Genomic DNA, 18,482 nt, shown 5'->3' with positions numbered 1-18,482 from the left:
CCCCCGGGGACATCCACTGACGTCGGTTGGTTGTCTGCGGTGACGGCGGTCTGCCGGTGGAATGTCGCTGACGGCCGGCTCGGGCACCGGCGGACGGGTCTGGCCGACGCCGTCGTCGCGGCGCATCCGCGGGACACCGGCTGCGAATTGACCGGTATCGACCCGCTACCCGGCTGTGGAGTCCGGCGCGGTGTCGAGAACGACGGCGAACGAACCCCGCACCGTGGTGCCGTCCGGCACATGCCAATCCGCGGTCACACCACCCAGCACCTCTGGCGCACCGGCGGATGGTTCATCCTGGCCCGGCAGCAGGACGCGGTTTACCCTGATGGTCAGTTGCCTGGGACGTCGAGTCGGTGATCCGGTTACGGCGGTGGTGTGCACGACGAGATCGGTGGCGTCCCCTCCGCTGGTCACGGTCATGCGCTCAATCGGTCCCGTGCGGTCGGACTCTGCGACGAAGTAGCCGGTAACGGACGGTTCGGGGGTATTGCTCGTGCTCTGGGCCTGCGGAACGGCCTTGCCGAGGATGAGGGCGAAGAGCTGGGAAACGACGACCGGGTCGTGGGTTCCGTCGTAGATCCACCGCCGTCCCAGCACCCCGTGCTCAGCCGTGCCGATGAGCGCGTGATCGGCGCCGCCAAGTGGTGCCCCGCGGTAGCTGAACGGAACCTGGTAGGTGCGCGACCGGTCTCCCGACTCGTCCGTGACCGCCATGAACTCGATCCCGACCTCGCCTTGCGGGTCGTCGAGCCGGAATCCACCAGCCCTGGTCAGTTCCGGCTTGCTGCCCGTGCCGAGGTACCACGGTTGGGCAGGAAGCCACGAGCCAAGGAGCTCCAGCTTGTTGGGCGTGAGTGTTGTGCGGTGGACAACTGCCATGACCTGGCACCTCTTCCGTCGGTTCGCGTTCATCCTGCCAGCCGCGTGTGCCTGTCGCCGGGCCTGTAGAGCTCCGCCTGTTCCCCCGGCTTCAGCAAGCGCAACCTCTCGGCCACACCCGCCCGTTCGAACGCCTCCGTCAGCGTGGACGGACCCTGCGTGAAGTGTGCCCAGTGCTCGAAGTGGAGCGGGACGACGTGGCGGGCGCCGAGCAGCAGCGCTGCCTCGGCCGCCGCTCGGCTGGACAGGGTGAGATCGTGATCGCCGACGAGTGACGTGCGCGCTGCGCCCGCGAACAGCACCGCGACGTCGACGGGGCCGACGCGGTCCGCGATCGTACGCACCACGTCCAGCGAGGCGTTGTCCCCGCTCACGTACACCGTGGGCAGGCCCTCACCCTGCAGCACGAAGCCCGTCACCTCGCCGACCAGGGGCTCACTCCCGTCCGGCCCGTGCTGCGCCGGCACGCCGGTGATGCGCACGCCGTCCAGGTCGTACGACTCCCAGTTGGGCAGTGCCCGTACCGGACCGCGCAGCCGTTCCGCGGCGGAGCGCGTGGAGAGCACAAGCGGTGCCTCGGCCGCATACGTACGGCCCGCATGGTCCAAGTTGTCCGGGTGCTGGTCGTGCGACAGCAGCACCGCGTCGACTGCGCCCACGGCATCCGGGCCGATCGCCGGGCCGGCCGTCTTGACCAGCTTGCGCTGCCCGATGGGGTAGTCGCCGGGTGCGTCGAAGGTCGGGTCGGTCAGCAGACGCCGCCCGCCGAGCTCGATGAGCGCAGTGGGGCCGCCGAGGTAGCGAACAGTCAGCATGCCCGTATCCAAGCCGCCGGCCTCCCCGGTTATTCCGCGTTTCCCGCTGACGCCGCAACCACGGACGGCGATGTCAGCCGCGTTCGTGTATCGCGAGACCGGTGTCGGCGCTGCCTGGATCGGTCAGTCCGGCCTCGTAGGTGACGACGACGGCTTGGGCTCGGCGCGGAGGGTGAGTTTGGACAGGATCCGGGTGACGTGGGTCTTGATGGTCGCCTCACTCTGCTCACAGGTGCTCCGCATCGCCTGATCCAGCCTGATGAAGGCGGCGTGATCCCAATGCAGATCTGTGCCCAGCCTCAGCAGAAAGCTGCCCTCCTCGGCGCAGAACTCCCGCCCGGAGAACGGCTGTGGCCTCGTTCATGCCGCGATCATGCCAGCTCGGGTTCGCCGCTGTACGACGGGCTCGGCACTCCGCCTCGACGGCCGGGACGTGATCACGGCTATCGGCCGGATGAGGTCGTAGTCGCCGCCGTCGCGATGCGGGAGAGGAGGGCCCCGCCACGATCAGTCCGCGATCACGACAATCGGGTGCCCGGGCCTTCTCGGGCGCCTCGGCGGATCAAGCTACCGCGCTGACGCTGACGGGCGTGAGCTCGCGGCCATCGGTGAGTGGCAGACACCCTTGCTGACCAGACGCGTGTGCCGCTCGACCACCGGACGCGCACTCTTGGCCAACGCCTTGACCTGTGGGTTGGTGCCGGCGGCGATCTCCTTGTCGATCAGCGACAAGGTCTGCACATGTGCCGTGTACTGGGCCTTGAGCCACGCAGCGTCGTACGAACGCGTCCTGGCTGCGGCCTTGAGTGCGACAGCCTGTCGTTGTTGGCCGGCCGTCTGCCCGGAGGGCAGGGCCACGCCCAGCTTGGACGCGGTCTTGACGAGGCCCGCATCGAGGGCACGGTGGTCCCGGATGAAGACCGCGCCAACCTGCTTCACGCAAGCGCTGGTGGCGTCCGTCTGGGCTGCCTGCCCGGTCGCGATCTCCCAGAGGTTGCCCTGGTGCCCTGCGGTGAGCAGCTGGGTGTCCAGCGACGAGACCGTTGCAGATGGCCGGGGCGGCGAAGCGAGGGCCGGGGCGGTCGTTGCGCCCGTGAGGCACAGAAGCGTGGCGCACACTGCACCTGTTCCGGCGCTGGATCGGGTTGCGGACATGGGTCCTCCACAGTTCACACGTTGGTGAGCAGCGGCAAATCCCTCACCTTTTGCCTCGATAGGGACAGAACCGTACACGTCTAATCATTCACTCCTCCGATGCCGTCAAGCAACACGAGCGTTACGGGCACCGTTCAGCCAGCAAGGACCTATCGCCGTCGCGGCTGAAGCCAGGACTTCGCCACGCCGCGACCGCTTTGCCGGCCGCCGGTCAGGAAGGCTGCTGCCGAACGGGAGTTCGTCCTCGTTGATGTTGATGTCGAGCGTGGATGTCACCTGTTGATATCGGCGGCTGTTTCACCTTCCTCGGGTGAACGCCACATGAGGCAATCCGCGTGTGGACGAGATGATCTTCCGATACGCGGAAGTCGGCGGTGCAGCTGCCGTAGGTCCAGAGTGGTTCAGTTTGGCGACGAGGGGCGTCGGCCACGTGATCAAGCAGCGACCCCTGATGTCAGTGGCCCGGGCTTCGGATTGCGGCGACCCACTGCCGCAGAGATGATCGTATTGTGTCTAAGGGTCTGCCGTCCGGGGCAGGTGAGCGACCACTGGTAGAGCTGCTCAGGGCTGCCCAGCAGGCCTCACCTGCAGAACTCTCGAGGGTGCTGAACCGGTATGCCGAGGACATGGGCGTGGGCCAGGCCGTCGTCTACCTGGTCGATCTCCAGCAGAGGCGGCTGCTGCCGCTGATCGAGGGCGAGCCGGACCTGGAGGTCGACGCGTCCATAGCCGGGTGGGCGTACCGCACCGACTCGTTGCGGGTGGAGGGACAGGAGTCCGGCGGGCTGACCCTTTGGCTGCCGCTGATCGACGGCGCGGAGCGGCTTGGCGTCTTGGAAATCCAGACCGAGACCCTCGACGGGCTCAAGCTGTGGCGCTGCCAGACGATGGCGTCAGTCCTCGCCCTGGTGATCACGTCCAAACGCGCTTACAGCGACACCATCGCGCAGCGCATGCGGTCCCGTCCGATGCAACTGCACACTGAGATGGTGAGGGCTTTTCTCCCTCCGCGCTCGATCGGTACCGGCCGGGTGGTGTCAACCGCTGTTCTGGAGCCCGCGTACAACCTGGGCGGCGACGCCTTCGACCATTCCTTCACCAAGGATCTCTTGCATGCCACGATCCTCGATGGCATGGGTCACGACCTGGCGTCCGGCATCGCCACCTCGGTGGCCATGGCGGGCTGCCGCAACGCGCGGCGCAAGGGCGCAGATCTGACCGAACTCGTGGGCACCGTCGACCAGGCACTGGCGAAGTGGCTTCCGGAGCAGTTCTGCACGGGCATCTTCACCCAGCTGCACATGCCCTCCGGTGTGCTGCGCTGGTGCAACTGCGGCCACCCGCCGCCTCTGCTCATCCGTCGCGACCGCCTGCTGCACAAAGCCCTGGAGCGAGATGCCGAGCCCCCGCTGGGTTGTCTGCCCGCCGGCCTGACCGCCGCACCGCCTCAGGTGCACGAGACACACCTCGAACCGGGTGACCGGATCCTGCTCTACACCGACGGGGTCGTGGAGTCGCGCAACGAGGGCGGCGAGGAATTCGGGCTGGAACGCTTCACCGACTACATCATCCGTTCAACCGCGGCCGGGCAGACCGCCGCGGAGGTGCTCCGCCTGCTCATCCACGCCATCCTCGATCACCGGCACAGCCGACTCAGTGACGATGCCACGATCCTGATGGTTGAGTGGCAGCCGCCCGATCCCTGAGGCTCGGTGACGACTATCTGCCGGAGCCCTCCCGTTGCAGTTCGCCGCCGGCCTGATCGGCAAGGCGCTGGACCTGTTCCCGGTCCCGGCTGGCTACCGCTGGGCGGGCTGTCGCCCGCGAGCATCGCGGGTCAACCCATCGCCACGCGGCCGCAGTCCCGATGCGGACGCGTTCCTGCGATGCCCCACGCGAACTGTGTAGCTCGCCGGAAGGACAGGTGACAACGCACGGCTCGTCTCCCAACGCGTATGGGCCGATGTGCTCCCAGGGGATTCCGCGATCTCCGAGGTCTCTGGGACTTCGGGCTCCGGCCGTCGGCCATGTCCGAACGGGCTGGTTCGCCAGGAGTGGTTGGCCCCGAGAACGGGGGCACCTCTCATCCGGTGGGGAGGGCTGCAGAACGCGACGTGTCCTCTCCGGGGGTATGGACGTGTCCGGGGCTGTTGCACGCGTTCGATCATCACGGGCGGGAGTCGCGGTCCCGGCGTCGTCCTCACCTCCTCCCGAGCGCCGGTCGCCGCGCCCTGCAGAGGCGATCCCTCACGTACCTGGATAAAAATCAGGAGGACTGTTGTCAATATGCCCGATGCCGAGGTATATGCACTGATAGAGGCAGCACATTGCAAGGGCCTCGCAGCGGCCCTGTCACTGTCCGAAAGGAGTGTGACCGCGATGCTGATGCGTACAGACCCCTTCCGTGAACTCGACCGGCTGACCCAGCAGATGGTCGGCACGATGGCCCAGCCGTCGGCCATGCCCATGGACGCCTACGAGGCGGACGGCTGCTTCCTGGTCCATTTCGACCTGCCCGGCATCGACCCCGAGAGCATCGACCTGCACGTTGAGCAGAACGTGCTGACGGTGCGGGCCGAACGCCCGGCCCCGCAGGCCGCGGACCGGGAGATCCTGGTGGCCGAAAGGCCGTATGGCACCTTCAGCCGGCAGCTGTTCCTCAGCGAGACCCTCGACCTGGACAAGATCGAGGCAGGCTACGACGCCGGCGTGCTGACGGTGCGAATCCCCGTGGCCGAGGCGGCCAAGCCGCGCAAGATCGAGATCAGCAGCAACGGGCACAAGCAGCTGACCGGCTGACGGCGCCGCCGAAGGGCCCCGGGCCGCGGTCCCGTTCGTCCGGCCCGGGGCCTGTGGCTCGACGCGCACCGGCAAAGACGCGGCCGTAGCCGGTACGACAGCCGGCGACCCGGCGAAGAGACGCGCCGCCGGTCACGCACCCCGTGGATCTTCGGGTGCACGAGCTCACCTCCAGGGCCTGTACCGGCTGCGGCTCGAGCGGCCGAGGGAAGCAGAAGGGGAGTGGAGACGATGATCACCGAACATGCCATGGAGCGTGCCGAGTTCACCTGTGGCCACTGCTGGCACCGATGGACCATCGACTACGACGTTCAGCTCTCCAAGGATGACCATGGACGGGACCGGGAGTCCTTCACCCACAACGGCATCCCTACGCCCTCCCCCTACACCCCCGTGGGCGCCTGGCCCTGTCCGCAGTGCGGCCGGCGCTCGGTGGGCCGACTCGTCGAGCGCCGTCCTCTTCCGCACCCGTCAATCCAACCCGCCGCGGCCGTACCCGCCCCGTCCGACTGACGAGCACGCACTGCCCCGGGGCATCGGCACGGGCGCCACGACCCGGCACCCGTATCCGGTCGCGATCTCCGCAGGGACGTAGGCAGGAGGAAGGAGGTGGAAGCCATGGCTCGGCTGAAGCTCGATGGCCAAGATCTGCTGGTTCAGCTGTCGTGGTGGGAGAGGATCGCCGCCCAGCGGCGCGAAGTGCGGGTGCCGCTGATCGCGGTGGGAAAGGTGGCCATCCAGCCGGACTGGTGGCGCGTCCTGCGTGGTGTCCCGGAACGGGGCCTGTTCATCCCCGGCACGCTGTACCTGGGCGTGTGGCGGCACCGCGACGGGCAGGACTTCTTCGCCATGCGCCCACGCCACGGCACGGTCGCCTTCGCCGACCTGCACGAGCCATCACCGTATGCCCGCATTGCCGCCTCGCTTCCGGATGCCCAGGCGACGACGGCCGCGCTGCGAACGGCGATGAGCCGCGCCGCCGCCGCCACCGCGGCCGCATCTGCCGCCACAACTGCGGAAACGAGCGCGAGCCGGCCGCCGGACCAGACCGCGGACCACCAAGGCGGCGAGCGCCGCGCGCCCACCGCGCGGACGGTGTGGAGCCGCTTTGGGCTGGAGCTGCCGTGGCGCGAGAGATCGGGGCCCGTACGCTGGCCGCGATTCGGGCTGGCTACTTGCCTGCCCACAACCGATCACCAAGCGCAAGCACGGCCGGTACCAGGCCGCCGTTCACGTCCTTCAGCCGGACGGCACGCGGGCCCGCAAGTTCGCGTGCGGGAAGACGTGGGCGGAGTGCGACGCCAAGTGGCGTGAACTGCTCGAAAACGCGGCGAACGGCATTCCGGTCCCGACTCGTTCGGCGAAGCGCCGAGTGGCTGCCGTACTGGCTGGAGCATGTCGTTCAGCCGCGCCGGAAGTTGAGCACGTTGGGCAAGTACGAGTCGCACGCCGCGGCTCGGTTGGACGACCGGTCGGGGTAGTGAAGGCGTAAGTCGAATCTCTACCGGGCGTTCACCCGCGTGGCCAAGAGCGCGGGCTCCGGGTGACCCGTCTGCACGACGCCCGCCACGGCTGCGCCACCCTGCTGACTACCGCTGGGGTCGCTCCGCGCGTCGTGATGGAGATCCTCGGACACAGCCAGATCAGCATCACCGCGGACGTGTACACCCACGTCGTCCAGTACACCCAGCATGAGCCGATCAGCCACATGGACCGGTTGCTCAGGCGCCGCCCGCCTGCTGGTGACCGGCCCTCGTCGATGTGAGTGCAGATGTCATCTGGCACGGACAAGCCCCGGACCGATCACGGTCCGGGGCTTTTCCCTGGTCAGAGGCTGTGCCCCAGGCAGGATTCGAACCTGCGACACCCGCTTTAGGAGAGCGGTGCTCTATCCCCTGAGCTACTGAGGCGGGGCTTGGTGGAATCCTTGATGAAAATGCGCGGAACGCCTCTCGCCAAGGACCTGGCAAGCCTTGCGAGCAGCACTCTCAGGCAGCGCGGGCGCGCTGGGGTGCCCGGTGCTTGCGAGGTGCTCGCCCGACAGGTTAGCGGATGTGAGGCGGGTGAGTGAGCGGACTACGGTGAGTGATCGTCTGGTTTCTGTGTGAGAGTCCGGGTATCTCGCTACCGCTGTTCGTGGATGCGGGCGCTCGTGGCGTTCTGGGAGAGGGCGAAGCCGAGCATGACCAGCCTTTGGGCTTCGGCGCCGAAGGCGATCATGCGACGGTTCCAGAGGGAGGCGTCGAGCTGTGTGTTCGTTGATTCGGCGTCGTTGCGCCCTTGGTAGATGTCTTCCTGGATGGCGGTGCCGTCGGGGATCTGCTGGAGGTGTTCGGCGCGGTTGAAGCCGCGTTCCTCGTCGCTTTCGCCGGTGCGTCGTTCACCCGCGGCGGTGGTGGTGCCCACGAGGACGTGGTGCTGGTGATCGCCGTGACGGCAGAGGGTCTCGCCAGGTGGTACCAGCGGAAGGAGCAAGTGCCTCGCCGTTCGCATGACGAGGTCGCCCGACGACGCCGTTCAGTGACCCGACGGGATCCGGCGCTCGGTTAGGGCCCTTGGGCCCTGTGTGGAGTTCCGGCTGTCCCTATGCGCGCTGTCGCATGCGGTCCACGGTGGAGGTGAGTGGTGCGACGACGGAGGAGTGGGGCATGCGAGCACTGGTCTACCACGGTCCCGGGGAGTCCTCATGGGACACGGCGCCGGATCCCGGGATCGAGGATGCCGCCGATGCGATCGTGCGTGTTGACACGACCACGATCTGTGGCACGGACCTGCACATTCTCGAAGGGGACGTGCCCGAGGTCAGGCCGGGTACGGTGCTGGGGCATGAGGCCGTCGGCGAGGTGGTCGAGGTCGGGGGTGGCGTACGGGCGATCCGGCCCGGGGATCGCGTATTGGTCTCCTGCATCTCGGCCTGTGGCCGCTGCCGCTTCTGCCGCCAGGCGATGTACGGCCAGTGCCGCGGCGGCGGAGGGTGGGTACTCGGGCATCTGATCAACGGGACGCAGGCGGAGTACGTGCGGGTGCCGTTTGCGGAGATGTCCACGTACCCGCTGATGGGAGGGATGGGGGATGAGGCCGCGGTCCTGCTGGCCGACATCCTGCCCACCGCCTACGAGGTGGGCGTCCTCAAGGGCGGCGTACGGCCGGGTGACACGGTCGTCGTGGTCGGTGCCGGTCCCATCGGTCTCGCCGCGATCCTGACGGCGCAGCTGTACTCGCCGGGCAGGATTGTCGCGGTTGATCTGGCTCCCGCCCGGATGGAGGCGGCCAAACAGCTCGGTGCCGATGTCGTGGCGGACGCGGCCCAGGGACCGGAGCAGCTGGTCGATGATCTGACGGACGGTCTCGGGGCGGATGTGGCGATCGAGGCCGTCGGGGTGCCGGAGAGCTTCGAGCTGTGCACGCGCGTGGTGCGGCCCGGCGGGCGGGTCGCCAACATTGGTGTGCACGGCAGGTCCGCGACGCTGCACCTGGAAGATCTGTGGATCAAGGACGTGACGATCAGCACCGGTCTCGTCGACACCTACTCCACGCCGGACCTGTTGCGCATGGTGGCCGCGGGGCGCCTGCAGGTCTCCTCGCTCGTCACCCACGCCTTCGGGTTCGACCGGATCAAGGACGCCTACGACGTCTTCTCGCACCCGGCCGACACAGCGGCGCTCAAAGTCGCTCTCCACCGGGAGCCAAGCCATGAATCACTGCTGCCGCAGCCGTGAAAGGACCAGCTCATGCGTCACCGGACAGTCGCAGACCTCATGACGCACATGGTGGTGCGCGTGCACCGCACCACCCCTTTCAAGGAGATCGCCAAACTGCTCGACGAGCACGACATCACCGCGGTCCCTGTCGTGGACGCCGGCGATCAGCCGGTGGGCATCGTCTCCGAGGCCGATCTGCTGCGAAAGGAAACCGGCAGGCCCGACCCCTCCGGCCGCATCAGCCCGACGCCCCAACAGCCCCATGAGCGCGCCGCGTCCGAGGCGACGACGGCCGAGGGCCTGATGTCGAGCCCGGTGGTGTGCGCGCGGCCGGAGTGGAACGTGGTCGAGGCCGCCCGCGAGATGCAGGACCGTGGCGTCAAACGGCTGCCCGTGGTCGATGAGATGGGCAGGCTGGTGGGCATCGTCAGCCGCAGCGACCTGCTACGCGTCTTCCTGCGCCGGGACAGCGCGATCCGCGACGAGATCACCGAGGACGTCGTTGTGCGGACGCTGAGGGAGTCGCCCCTCGCGGTCCACGTCGAGGTGAAGAACGGCCAGGTCACCCTCGGCGGCAGCGTGGCCCGCCGCAGCCTGGTCCCGGTCCTGCTGCGGCTGTGCCAGAGCGTGGACGGCGTCGTATGCGTCGAGGAGCATCTGCAGTACGAGCGCGACGACCTCGACGAGAGCGGCGCACGCTCGTCCGCCGGCACTGGCGCCAGCAGGAAGTGAACTGTGATGGCTGAGAAGGCGGCGCCGGGCGGGGCGAGGGGCGTATCGCGCCTCAATCCAGGAGACATCGGCCGGCGAGTCGCCGAGCGGCGCAGGAAACTCGGTCTTAGCCGCGGGGAGACAGCCGAGCGGGCCGGGATGGCGGCCAACTACCTGCGCTATGTGGAAGAACAGCCGGCCGACTCGGACATGGGCGCACTCCTGCGACTGGCCGGGGCGTTGGATACCACCGTCTCCGAACTCCTCGGTGGCGGAGTCGATCTGCCGCCCGGCACCGGCCGGGCGGGGTATCACCCGCAGCTAGTCGAGATGGATCGCGAGGAGTGCCGCGCCAGGCTGACCACGCACGGGGTCGGGAGGGTGGCGGTGACCACCGCTGCCGGCCCTGCGATCCTGCCCGTCAACTATTCGGTCATCGACGGCGCCATCGTCTTCAGGACAGCCCCCGACGCCGCGCCCGCAGTGGCGGCAACGCGGGAAGTCGCGTTCGAGGTGGACCACGTCGACGAGGCACTCAGCCAGGGGTGGAGTGTGCTCGTCATAGGCGAGGCGGAGCAGGTCAGCGATCCCGAGTCGGTGCGGCGTCTGCACGAACAGGCCTATTCGAAGCCTTGGGCGGGCGGCGAACGCGACGTATGGATCCGTATCAACCCGTTGAAGGTCACGGGGCGGCGGATCCGCGTCGGTACCTGACCCGCGGCGTGCGAGGGGCAAGAGGGCAAAAGGGCTGGGCGATGGAAGGAGGGCTGGTGGCGATGGTGAGGCATCGGACGGTGGAGGAGGTCATGACGCGCACGCCGGTCACCGTCGCCCCCGATGTGCCGTTCAAGGTGGTTGTGGCTGTGCTCGCAGAGCACGGCGTCACCGCCGTGCCGGTGGTCGATGCGGAGCGCCGCCTGCTGGGGATCGTCTCGGAGGCCGATCTGATGGTGAAGGAGTCGCTGCGTCCTGGCCCGGACACCGCGCCCGGTGGGCTGTACTTGCGGCCGGGGGAGCGGTGGAAGGGGCGCGGCGAGACGGCGGCGGCGGTGATGTCGTCTCCAGTGTTCACGGCCCGCCCCGAAATGGCGGTACCGGAGGCGGCCCGGGTGATGGAACGCCATCACGTGAAACGGCTGCCCGTGTTGGATGACGACGGACGCCTCGTCGGCATCGTGAGCCGTGCGGACCTGCTGAGGGTCTTCCTGCGGGACGACGAGGCCATCGCGGCGGAGATTCTGCAGGGTGTCTTCATCGACGCGCTGTGGGCCGATCCGGCCATGGTGCACGTGGACGTACGCGACGGCGTGGTGACCCTCGGCGGGAGGCTGCAGCGCCGGAGCATCATCGCGGTCGCGGTGCGTCTGTGCGAAGCCGTAGACGGGGTCGTGGCCGTGCATGCGCACCTTGAGTGGGCGCACGACGACACAGGCCTGGGTGCCGGCGTGTCGGAGGGCCCCGGCTCAGCGCACGCCACGGGATCGCGCGCGACGCGGCGGCGATGACGGGGCCGTGCGGCAGTTCCGCCACTCCGTGGCCCGCCCGTCGCCGGGCGGGCTGCCGGGATGCGGCCGGTGTGCAGCGTGCTGAGGATGGTGCCATGGACGCGGGTGGTCGCTTCGACGCCTTCCGTGCCCTTGCCGGGCGGCGAGGGCGGGCCGCGGGACGGTTGCTGGGGCAGCTGGGCAGCGCCCGTGAGGGGACGACGGCCGGTCCTGAGGCATGGGCGCCCTCGATCGCCCGCGGGGTGGGGCTTCCGGCTGCGGCCGGGCTCGGTCCGGCCAGTTACTACGCGGACCTGGCCGCCCCGCACGGCCGCCGCCATGTGCGGGTCTGCGCGGGCACGGCGTGCTTCGCCGCGCGAGGCGGAAGGCACATCTCCGAGGTCGAGCAGGAGCTGGGCACGGCCTGTGGTCATGTCAGCGCCGACGGTGCGGTCTCGGTGCAGGCCGTGCGCTGTCTCGGGTACTGCTACGCCGGTCCAGCGGTGCTCGACGGCGATACGCCCTGCGTGGGCCGGGGTCTGGCCGGCCAGCTCGCGGGGCGCGAACGGCCGCAGGCTCCGCGCATTCCGGCGGCGGATGCCACCGGCGACCCGGTGCTGCTGGCGGGGATCATCGCCGACCAGGGCTGCTGGCAGGTGTGGCCGCGGGCGGTGGCGGCGATGACCGCCGACGGCGTCCAGGCGGAGGTGGCCGCATCGGGGCTGCGCGGCCGGGGCGGCGCGGGCTTCCCGGTGGCTGCGAAGTGGGCCGCGGTGCGCCGGAGTGAGGACACCGTGGTGGTCGCCAATGGCGACGAGGGTGATCCGGGTTCGTTCGCCGACCGGCTGCTGATGGAGACCGATCCGGAACGTGTGCTGGAGGGGCTGGCCCTCGCATGCTTCGCTTGCGGCGCACGTCAGGGTGTGGTGCTGGTGCGCTCGGAGTATCCACAGGCGCTTGCACGGATGCGAGACGCCGTGCGGGAGGCGTACGACCACGGGCACCTCGGCATCGGCGTCCACGACAGCCAGGTCGCGGTGGAGATCGAGGTGGTCGCGGGGGCGGGCTCCTATGTCGCGGGCGAGGAGACGGCATTGATCGCGAGCCTGGAGGGGGCCAGGGGGTGCTCCCGGCCGCGTCCGCCCTACCCCACCGACCACGGGGTGTGGGACGCGCCGACCGTCGTCAACAACGTCGAGACGCTGGCGGCGCTCCCGTGGATCATCGAGCACGGCGGCGCCGCCTACGCCCGGCGCGGGACGCCGGAGCAGACCGGAACCAAGCTCGTCTGCCTGTCCGAGCGGTTCGCCCGGCCGGGCTGTTACGAGGTCGAGTTCGGCACCTCGTTGCGGCGGATCGTCACCTACCTCGGCGGCGGTCTGCGCGACGGGGCGGATCTTGCGGTCCTGCAGGTCGGCGGTCCGCTGGGGGGTTTCCTGCCGGGGGGTGCACTCGAAGTCGCCCTGACCGACCGGGATGTGGCGGCCCGAGGCGCCGCTCTCGGCCACGCCGGGCTCGTCGCCTTCGACGAGCGGGTGGATCCGCGTGACGTCATGCGGCACGTCTGGGAGTTCGCGGCGGCGGAGAGCTGCGGCGCATGTTCGCCGTGCCGTGTGGGCTCGCGGCGCGGGCTGGAGTTCGCGACTGCAGGCGCCCCTCCCGCGGCCGGGTACGAGCGGATGCTACAGGTGTTGTCGGAGGCCAGTTTGTGTGCGTTCGGGAGGCGCATCCCGCCCGCGGTGCGCAGCCTCGCCCGCGCCTACGGAGACCGGCTCGCGGGGTGGGAGCCGTGATCAGGGTCGAGGTCGACGGCCGGGACGTCGAAGTGCCCGACGGCGCCTCCCTGCTGGACGCGGTCCGCGCAGCCGAGATCGAGTTGCCGACGCTCTGCCATGACGACCGGCTGACCCCGGCGGGCTCCTGCCGGACCTGCCTGGTCCGCACGGGCGGCACGAGCGGCGCGGTCACCGCCGCCTGCGTCACCCCTGCCACCTTCGGCGACCGGATCGAGACGGCCGGCGAAGAGCTGGAGGCGTTGCGGCGCGATGCCGTGGAGCTGATCGCCTCTGCCTTGCCGCCGCGGGCCCTCGATACGGGATCGGGCAGTGAACTCGCGGCTCTGTGCCGAAGGTTGGACATCGGCCCCGAGGTGGCGCAGGGCATCGGCGGCCGTGGCGGAGACGACTCCCATCCCTATGTGCATCTCGACCGTGACCTGTGCATCGCCTGCGGGCGGTGCGTGCGGATGTGCGCCGAGGTGCAGGGCACCTTCGCGCTCACCCTGGTGGGCCGGGGTTCCGACACCGTCGTCGCGCCCGGTACCGGCGGCCTGTGGGCCGATTCCGATTGCGTCGCCTGCGGCGGCTGCGTGACGACCTGCCCGACGGGCGCGATCAGCCAACCCGGCCTGGCACCTGGAGCAGCCGCCGCCCCTGCGCCCGGCACCTGTACGCGCACTACCTGCGGCTACTGCGGTGTCGGCTGCTCTCTTGAGGTCGTCACGCGTGACGGCGACGTCAGCGCCGTGCTGCCGGACTTGGACGGCCCGGTCAACCGTGGGCACGCGTGCGTCAAAGGCCGTTTCGCGCACGGCTTCCTCCGCTCGCCCGAGCGCCTCACTCGGCCGCTGCTGCGGCGGGGCGGACGTCTGGAGCCGGTCGGTTGGGACGAGGCGCTCGACCGTATCGCCCGCGGCCTGCGTGAGGCCATCACCGTCGGCGGACCTGACGCGGTCGGCGCCATCTCGTCGGCCCGCGCGACCAATGAGGAGAACTACCTGATCCAGAAGTTCATGCGGGTGGCCATCGGCACCAACAACATCGACAACTGCTCACGGCTGTGCCACTCGCCGTCCGCCACCGGATTGACGGCCTCCTTCGGCCTGCCCGGCGGCACCGACAGCTTCGACGACGTCGAACGTGCCGACTGCCTGCTGGTGGTCGGCGCCAACCCCGTCGAGGCGCACCCGGTGATCGGCGCACGGCTTCTCCAACGCGCGCTGCATAGCACGAAGTTGATCGTCGCCGATCCGAGGGCGGTCGGGCTCGCGCTGCACGCCGACGTCCACCTGCGGCCCCGGCCGGGCACCAACGTCGCCCTCTGCCACGGCATCGCGCATGTCCTGCTCGCCGAGCATCTGGTGGATGAGGACTTCCTGCGGCAGCGGGCAACCGGCCTGCCGGAGCTGACGGCGCTCGTCGCCGACTACTCTCCCGGCCGGGTTGCCGACCTGACCGGTGTGCCCCCCGAGGACCTGGTCGCCGCGGCGCGGCTGTACGGGCGTGCCCAGCGGCCCGCGATCGTCTACGGCCTGGGCGTGACCGAGCACCTGCACGGCACCGATGGCGTGCGCGCGCTGTCCAATCTGGCGATCCTGCGCGGCGCGGTGGGCACCGACCGCGGCTACGGGGTCAATCCGCTGCGCGGTCAGAACAACGTCCAAGGCGCCTCCGACATGGGCGCGTTGCCGGATGTGCTGCCTGGCTACGGCAAGGTGACCGATCCGGTGGCGCGGGCTCGGGCCGAGGCGGTGTGGGGCGCTCCGGTGCCGCCGCGGCCCGGGATGCGCATTCCCCAGATGTTCGCGGCAGCCCGGTCCGGCACACTGCGTGCGCTGTGGATCGTGGGAGAGGACGTCTGTGCGACAGATCCCGACGCCAACCGTGTCGCCGAGGCCATAGCGGCATGCCCGATGGTCGTCTGCCACGAGCTCTTCTTGTCGGAGACCGCACGCAGGGCCGATGTCGTCCTGCCCGTCGCCTCCTGGTTGGAGAAGGACGGGAGCTTCGTCAACTTCGACCGCCGGTTCCAGCGGGTGCGGCCCGCCGTCGACCCACCAGGCCAGGCACGCAGCGACTTCGCCGCGGTGCACGCGCTGGCCGCCGCCTTCGGCGTCGACCTCGGATGCCCGACCCCGGCCGCCGCACTGGCCGAATGCGCCCTGATCGCACCACACTTCGCCGGGCTCTCCCACCGACGCCTCGACCGCCAAGGCGCCATCCCATGGCCGTGCCCCGACCCCGACCACCCCGGCCAGGCCAAGCTCTACCGGCAACGCTTCGCCACCCCCGACGGACGCGCGCACCTCGCCGCAGCCCCTTACCTCCCGCCCGGTGAACAGCCCGACGACGACTATCCGCTGCTTCTCGTCACCGGGCGCCGCTGGGCCCACTACAACTCCGGCAGCATGACCCGGCGCACCGACAACCTCCGGCTCGACGCCACCGATCACCTCGATGTGCACCCCGACGACGCCGCCCGCCACGGCCTGCACGACGGCGACCCGGTGACCGTGGAAAGCCGCCACGGCCGCGCTCACCTCGTCACCAGGACGGGCCACGAGACAGCCCCCGGCCAGCTCTTCTGCTCCTTCCACTTCCCGGCGAGCGGAGTGAACACCCTGACCTCGGACCACGCCGATACGGCGACATCCTGCCCCGAGTACAAGGTCACGGCCGTACGGCTGATCCCCGCTTCCGCCGACACCCCTCCGAGTGCGCCAGCGCTGCGGCGTGGTCGGGCACGTAGGTCTGAACATCACGCGGCGGACGCTGGTAGCCGGAGGACGGCGGACGCGCCGGAATCCGGAGCGGGGGACGATCGATCTCGTGGTACGGAACGCTCGCCAGCAGATGGGCGATCATATTGATGCGGGCGCTGCGCTTGTCGTCGCTCTCGACGACATACCAGGGCGCCTCAGATGTGTCGGTGTGGGCGAACATCTCGTCCTTGGCCCGCGAATACGCTTCCCACCGCGTGATCGACTCCAGGTCCATGGCCGAGAGCTTCCAACGCCGGGTGGGGTCGATGAGCCTGCTGCGGAAGCGTTGCTCCTGGACGGCGTCGCTCACCGAGAACCAGTACTTGCGCAGCATGATCCCGTCGTCGATGAGCATCTGCTCGAAGATTGGGCATTGGCGCAGGAACAGGCGGTGCTCCTGCTCGGTACAAAAGCCCATGACGCGCTCGACGCCCGCCCGGTTGTACCAGCTGCGGTCGAACAGCACGATCTCTCCGGCCGCGGGTAGATGCTCGACGTACCGCTGGAAGTACCACTGCGTGCGCTCACGTTCGGTCGGAACGGGCAGTGCCACGATCCGCGCCCAGCGGGGGTTGAGCCGCTCGGCGACCCTCTTGATGGCACCGCCCTTGCCGGCCGCGTCGCGCCCCTCGAAGACCACGACGAGCCGGGCGTCCTCAGCTCGCAACCAGTCCTGCAACGTGACCAGTTGCGTCTGCAGCCGGAGCAGTTCGCGCGCGTACACCGGCCGCGACAGCGCCGACGAGCCGCCCGACATGACAGGCTCACCCGCGCGGCGGGCCGCTGCCGTACGGCGCGTACAGGTCCAGCAGCCGGGTGCGGGCGGCCATCAGGCGGTGGCCGATGACGGCCCCGACAGCGAGCGTCACCGCCTGTCCGAGCTCCGGATCCTTCGCGCACAGGGCACGCACCGCCTCGGCGTCGAATTCGTCGGCGGCCACCTCGGTCAGCGCCCGCGCACCCAGGTGCCACACGTACGGCGGGAACAGCCAGGACCAGCCAAGCAGGTCCCCCGCCTCGAGCACCTCGACGTCGGCGGCGCGGCGCCCTGGTACGTGCAGGTCGAGCGCGGCCCGGCCGGAACGCAGGACCCAGAAGCGGTCCGCCCTGGCGCCCTCTTCGAAAATGCGGACGCCGCGGGCAAAGCCCACCTCACGGCTCAGCCCCATGAGCGCCTTGTGCTTGTCGGCCGGAATGGCGCGGAACAGACCGCTGCCAAGGGTGGTGCCGGACCCGGTCATCGCTGTTGCGCCTCCTCGGTGTCTCTACCTCTGCTCCTCATGATTTCTCATGATTTCTTCGAGCGCACGGGACGGCCAAGGGTCCAATGGGGCAGGGCGGGGCCTACCCGGGCCATGGTGGCGGGTGGGGCCGGTCGGCCCGGTGCGGGGACGTATGGCCCCTGCTCCGCGCGGCACCGGACACGCCAGCCTTAACGGAATGGGTGCTCACGCTGTATGACCTGGAGGTGGGTACTGATGGTCCGTCCCGTCACCGCCGGCCTGAACGGCTCTCCCGAGAGCGTCGCCGCCGCCCACTGGGCGGCCGGTGAGGCACAGATGCGGGGTCTGCCGCTGAAGCTGGTCTACGCCTGGGAGTGGCTGCCCAAGCACCTGCCGCCGACACCGTCCGAGCCGGCAGGGGAACAACACTGGCCCGACCGCATGATGGACCAGACAGCGAAGGACATCGCATCCCGCCAACCGGACCTGCAGATCACGGTGGAGACCATCGAGAACCTGCCGGACCCGGCGCTACTCGACGTCGCGAAGGAGTCCGAGCTTCTCGCGCTCGGATCCCGAGGCCTTGGCACCGTCGCCGGATTCTTCGCAGGTTCCGTGGGACTGGCCGTCGTCGCGAAGGCGGAACGGCCCGTCGTCCTCGTCCGCGCCGTGGACGAGCCTGGGACAGGGGAGGCGTCCGGCACACCGCGTGAGGTGCTCGTCGGAGCTGATCTCGGCCACCCCTGTGAGGCCGTGATCGAATTCGCGTTCGACTTCGCCGCCGTGCACAAGGCGCCGCTGCGCGCCGTCTACGCCTGGCACTCCCCGCCGAGCTACGGCTACATACCGGATGGCATCGACTTCAGGGTCGAGGAACGGGAAGCGCTCGCGACAGTGCTGCGGCCGTTGCACAAGAAACATCCCGATGTCACCGTGCACGACCAGGTTGTCTTCGAACGTCCGGCGCAGCACCTCGTGCAGGCCGCTTCAGACGCCAGACTGCTGGTCGTCGGGCGCCGCACGCAGCGACCGATGGGCACCCGTTTGGGCCCCGTCGCACACGCGGTGATACACCACGCACCGTGCCCGGTCGCCGTCGTCCCACACGACTGACCGCCCGGGGAGCGGGCTCAGATCCGCTCAGAACCGAGGCCCGGCGACCAGCCTGGCTG

16 protein-coding genes, 1 tRNA gene and 2 pseudogenes are annotated in these 18,482 nt (G+C 69.5%); 12 read left to right on the top strand and 7 right to left on the bottom strand.

The window, feature by feature from the left end; genetic code table 11:
• Positions 1–165 precede the first annotated feature (165 nt).
• From NGB36_RS08550 to NGB36_RS08540, 3 genes are all read right to left on the bottom strand, one after another.
• Positions 166–882, bottom strand: coding sequence for a maltokinase N-terminal cap-like domain-containing protein (locus NGB36_RS08550; protein WP_255919540.1), 717 nt, complete (start codon positions 880–882; stop codon positions 166–168).
• Positions 883–911: 29 nt separating this feature from the next.
• Positions 912–1,697, bottom strand: coding sequence for an MBL fold metallo-hydrolase (locus tag NGB36_RS08545; RefSeq protein WP_255919539.1), 786 nt, complete (start codon positions 1,695–1,697; stop codon positions 912–914).
• A 567-nt stretch (positions 1,698–2,264) separates the two neighbouring features.
• The gene (locus tag NGB36_RS08540; protein WP_255919538.1) at positions 2,265–2,852 is read right to left on the bottom strand and encodes a DUF4142 domain-containing protein; all 588 of its coding nucleotides are present in this window, start codon (positions 2,850–2,852) and stop codon (positions 2,265–2,267) included.
• Between the two features lie 602 nt (positions 2,853–3,454).
• Between NGB36_RS08540 and NGB36_RS08535 the strand changes: the two genes are divergently transcribed.
• The 5 genes and pseudogenes from NGB36_RS08535 (at position 3,455) to NGB36_RS08515 (ending at position 7,416) form a co-directional block, all read left to right on the top strand.
• A complete protein-coding gene (locus NGB36_RS08535; RefSeq protein WP_308288817.1) occupies positions 3,455–4,558 on the top strand; it encodes a PP2C family protein-serine/threonine phosphatase in 1,104 nt (367 codons plus the stop codon).
• A 673-nt stretch (positions 4,559–5,231) separates the two neighbouring features.
• On the top strand, positions 5,232–5,651 hold the full coding sequence (locus tag NGB36_RS08530; protein WP_255919537.1) for an Hsp20/alpha crystallin family protein: 420 nt from the start codon (positions 5,232–5,234) through the stop codon (positions 5,649–5,651).
• Positions 5,652–5,882: 231 nt separating this feature from the next.
• Positions 5,883–6,164: a hypothetical protein gene (locus NGB36_RS08525; protein ID WP_255919536.1), complete on the top strand. Its 282-nt coding sequence runs from the start codon at positions 5,883–5,885 to the stop codon at positions 6,162–6,164.
• A 105-nt stretch (positions 6,165–6,269) separates the two neighbouring features.
• Positions 6,270–6,965 carry a hypothetical protein gene (locus tag NGB36_RS08520; protein ID WP_255919656.1) on the top strand — a complete coding sequence of 232 codons (696 nt, stop codon included), beginning with the start codon at positions 6,270–6,272 and terminating at the stop codon, positions 6,963–6,965.
• 1 nt (position 6,966) lies between these two features.
• Positions 6,967–7,416 (top strand): annotated as a pseudogene (locus NGB36_RS08515) (tyrosine-type recombinase/integrase).
• A gap of 72 nt (positions 7,417–7,488) precedes the next feature.
• On the opposite strand, the gene NGB36_RS08510 reads toward NGB36_RS08515, so the two are convergent.
• Together NGB36_RS08510 and NGB36_RS08505 are read right to left on the bottom strand one after the other, a co-directional pair.
• Positions 7,489–7,561, bottom strand: a tRNA-Arg gene (locus NGB36_RS08510).
• A gap of 214 nt (positions 7,562–7,775) precedes the next feature.
• Positions 7,776–8,057, bottom strand: coding sequence for a hypothetical protein (locus NGB36_RS08505; protein WP_255919535.1), 282 nt, complete (start codon positions 8,055–8,057; stop codon positions 7,776–7,778).
• A gap of 242 nt (positions 8,058–8,299) precedes the next feature.
• Between NGB36_RS08505 and NGB36_RS08500 the strand changes: the two genes are divergently transcribed.
• From NGB36_RS08500 to fdhF, 6 genes and pseudogenes are all read left to right on the top strand, one after another.
• Positions 8,300–9,370, top strand: a complete 1,071-nt coding sequence (locus tag NGB36_RS08500; RefSeq protein WP_255919534.1) for an alcohol dehydrogenase catalytic domain-containing protein — start codon at positions 8,300–8,302, stop codon at positions 9,368–9,370.
• 12 nt (positions 9,371–9,382) lie between these two features.
• The gene (locus NGB36_RS08495; RefSeq protein WP_255919533.1) at positions 9,383–10,084 is read left to right on the top strand and encodes a CBS domain-containing protein; all 702 of its coding nucleotides are present in this window, start codon (positions 9,383–9,385) and stop codon (positions 10,082–10,084) included.
• Positions 10,085–10,090: 6 nt separating this feature from the next.
• Complete coding sequence (locus tag NGB36_RS08490) at positions 10,091–10,777, top strand: helix-turn-helix domain-containing protein (protein ID WP_255919532.1); 687 nt, start codon at positions 10,091–10,093, stop codon at positions 10,775–10,777.
• A gap of 92 nt (positions 10,778–10,869) precedes the next feature.
• Positions 10,870–11,568 carry a CBS domain-containing protein gene (locus tag NGB36_RS08485; protein ID WP_255919531.1) on the top strand — a complete coding sequence of 233 codons (699 nt, stop codon included), beginning with the start codon at positions 10,870–10,872 and terminating at the stop codon, positions 11,566–11,568.
• 95 nt (positions 11,569–11,663) lie between these two features.
• Entirely contained in the window at positions 11,664–13,340 is a 1,677-nt protein-coding gene (locus NGB36_RS08480; protein WP_255919530.1) for an NAD(P)H-dependent oxidoreductase subunit E, read from the top strand.
• Positions 13,256–15,949, top strand: a pseudogene (gene fdhF / locus NGB36_RS08475) (formate dehydrogenase subunit alpha); the annotation flags it as partial. The gene NGB36_RS08480 and the pseudogene fdhF, both read left to right, overlap by 85 nt.
• 46 nt (positions 15,950–15,995) lie before the next feature.
• On the opposite strand, the gene ppk2 reads toward fdhF, so the two are convergent.
• Complete coding sequence (gene ppk2 / locus NGB36_RS08470) at positions 15,996–16,844, bottom strand: polyphosphate kinase 2 (protein WP_255919529.1); 849 nt, start codon at positions 16,842–16,844, stop codon at positions 15,996–15,998.
• A gap of 7 nt (positions 16,845–16,851) precedes the next feature.
• The gene (locus NGB36_RS08465) at positions 16,852–17,328 is read right to left on the bottom strand and encodes a cyclic nucleotide-binding domain-containing protein (RefSeq protein WP_255919528.1); all 477 of its coding nucleotides are present in this window, start codon (positions 17,326–17,328) and stop codon (positions 16,852–16,854) included.
• 237 nt (positions 17,329–17,565) lie between these two features.
• Here NGB36_RS08465 and NGB36_RS08460 point away from each other — a divergent pair, with 237 nt between their 5' ends.
• A complete protein-coding gene (locus NGB36_RS08460; protein ID WP_255919527.1) occupies positions 17,566–18,423 on the top strand; it encodes a universal stress protein in 858 nt (285 codons plus the stop codon).
• Positions 18,424–18,482 lie beyond the last annotated feature (59 nt).

It is taken from the genome of Streptomyces humicola (assembly GCF_024436035.1).
GTDB lineage: Bacteria > Actinomycetota > Actinomycetes > Streptomycetales > Streptomycetaceae > Streptantibioticus_B > Streptantibioticus_B humicola.
The sequence above is the reverse complement of the archived record's forward strand: the minus strand, read 5'-3'. Positions and strand labels throughout refer to the sequence as shown.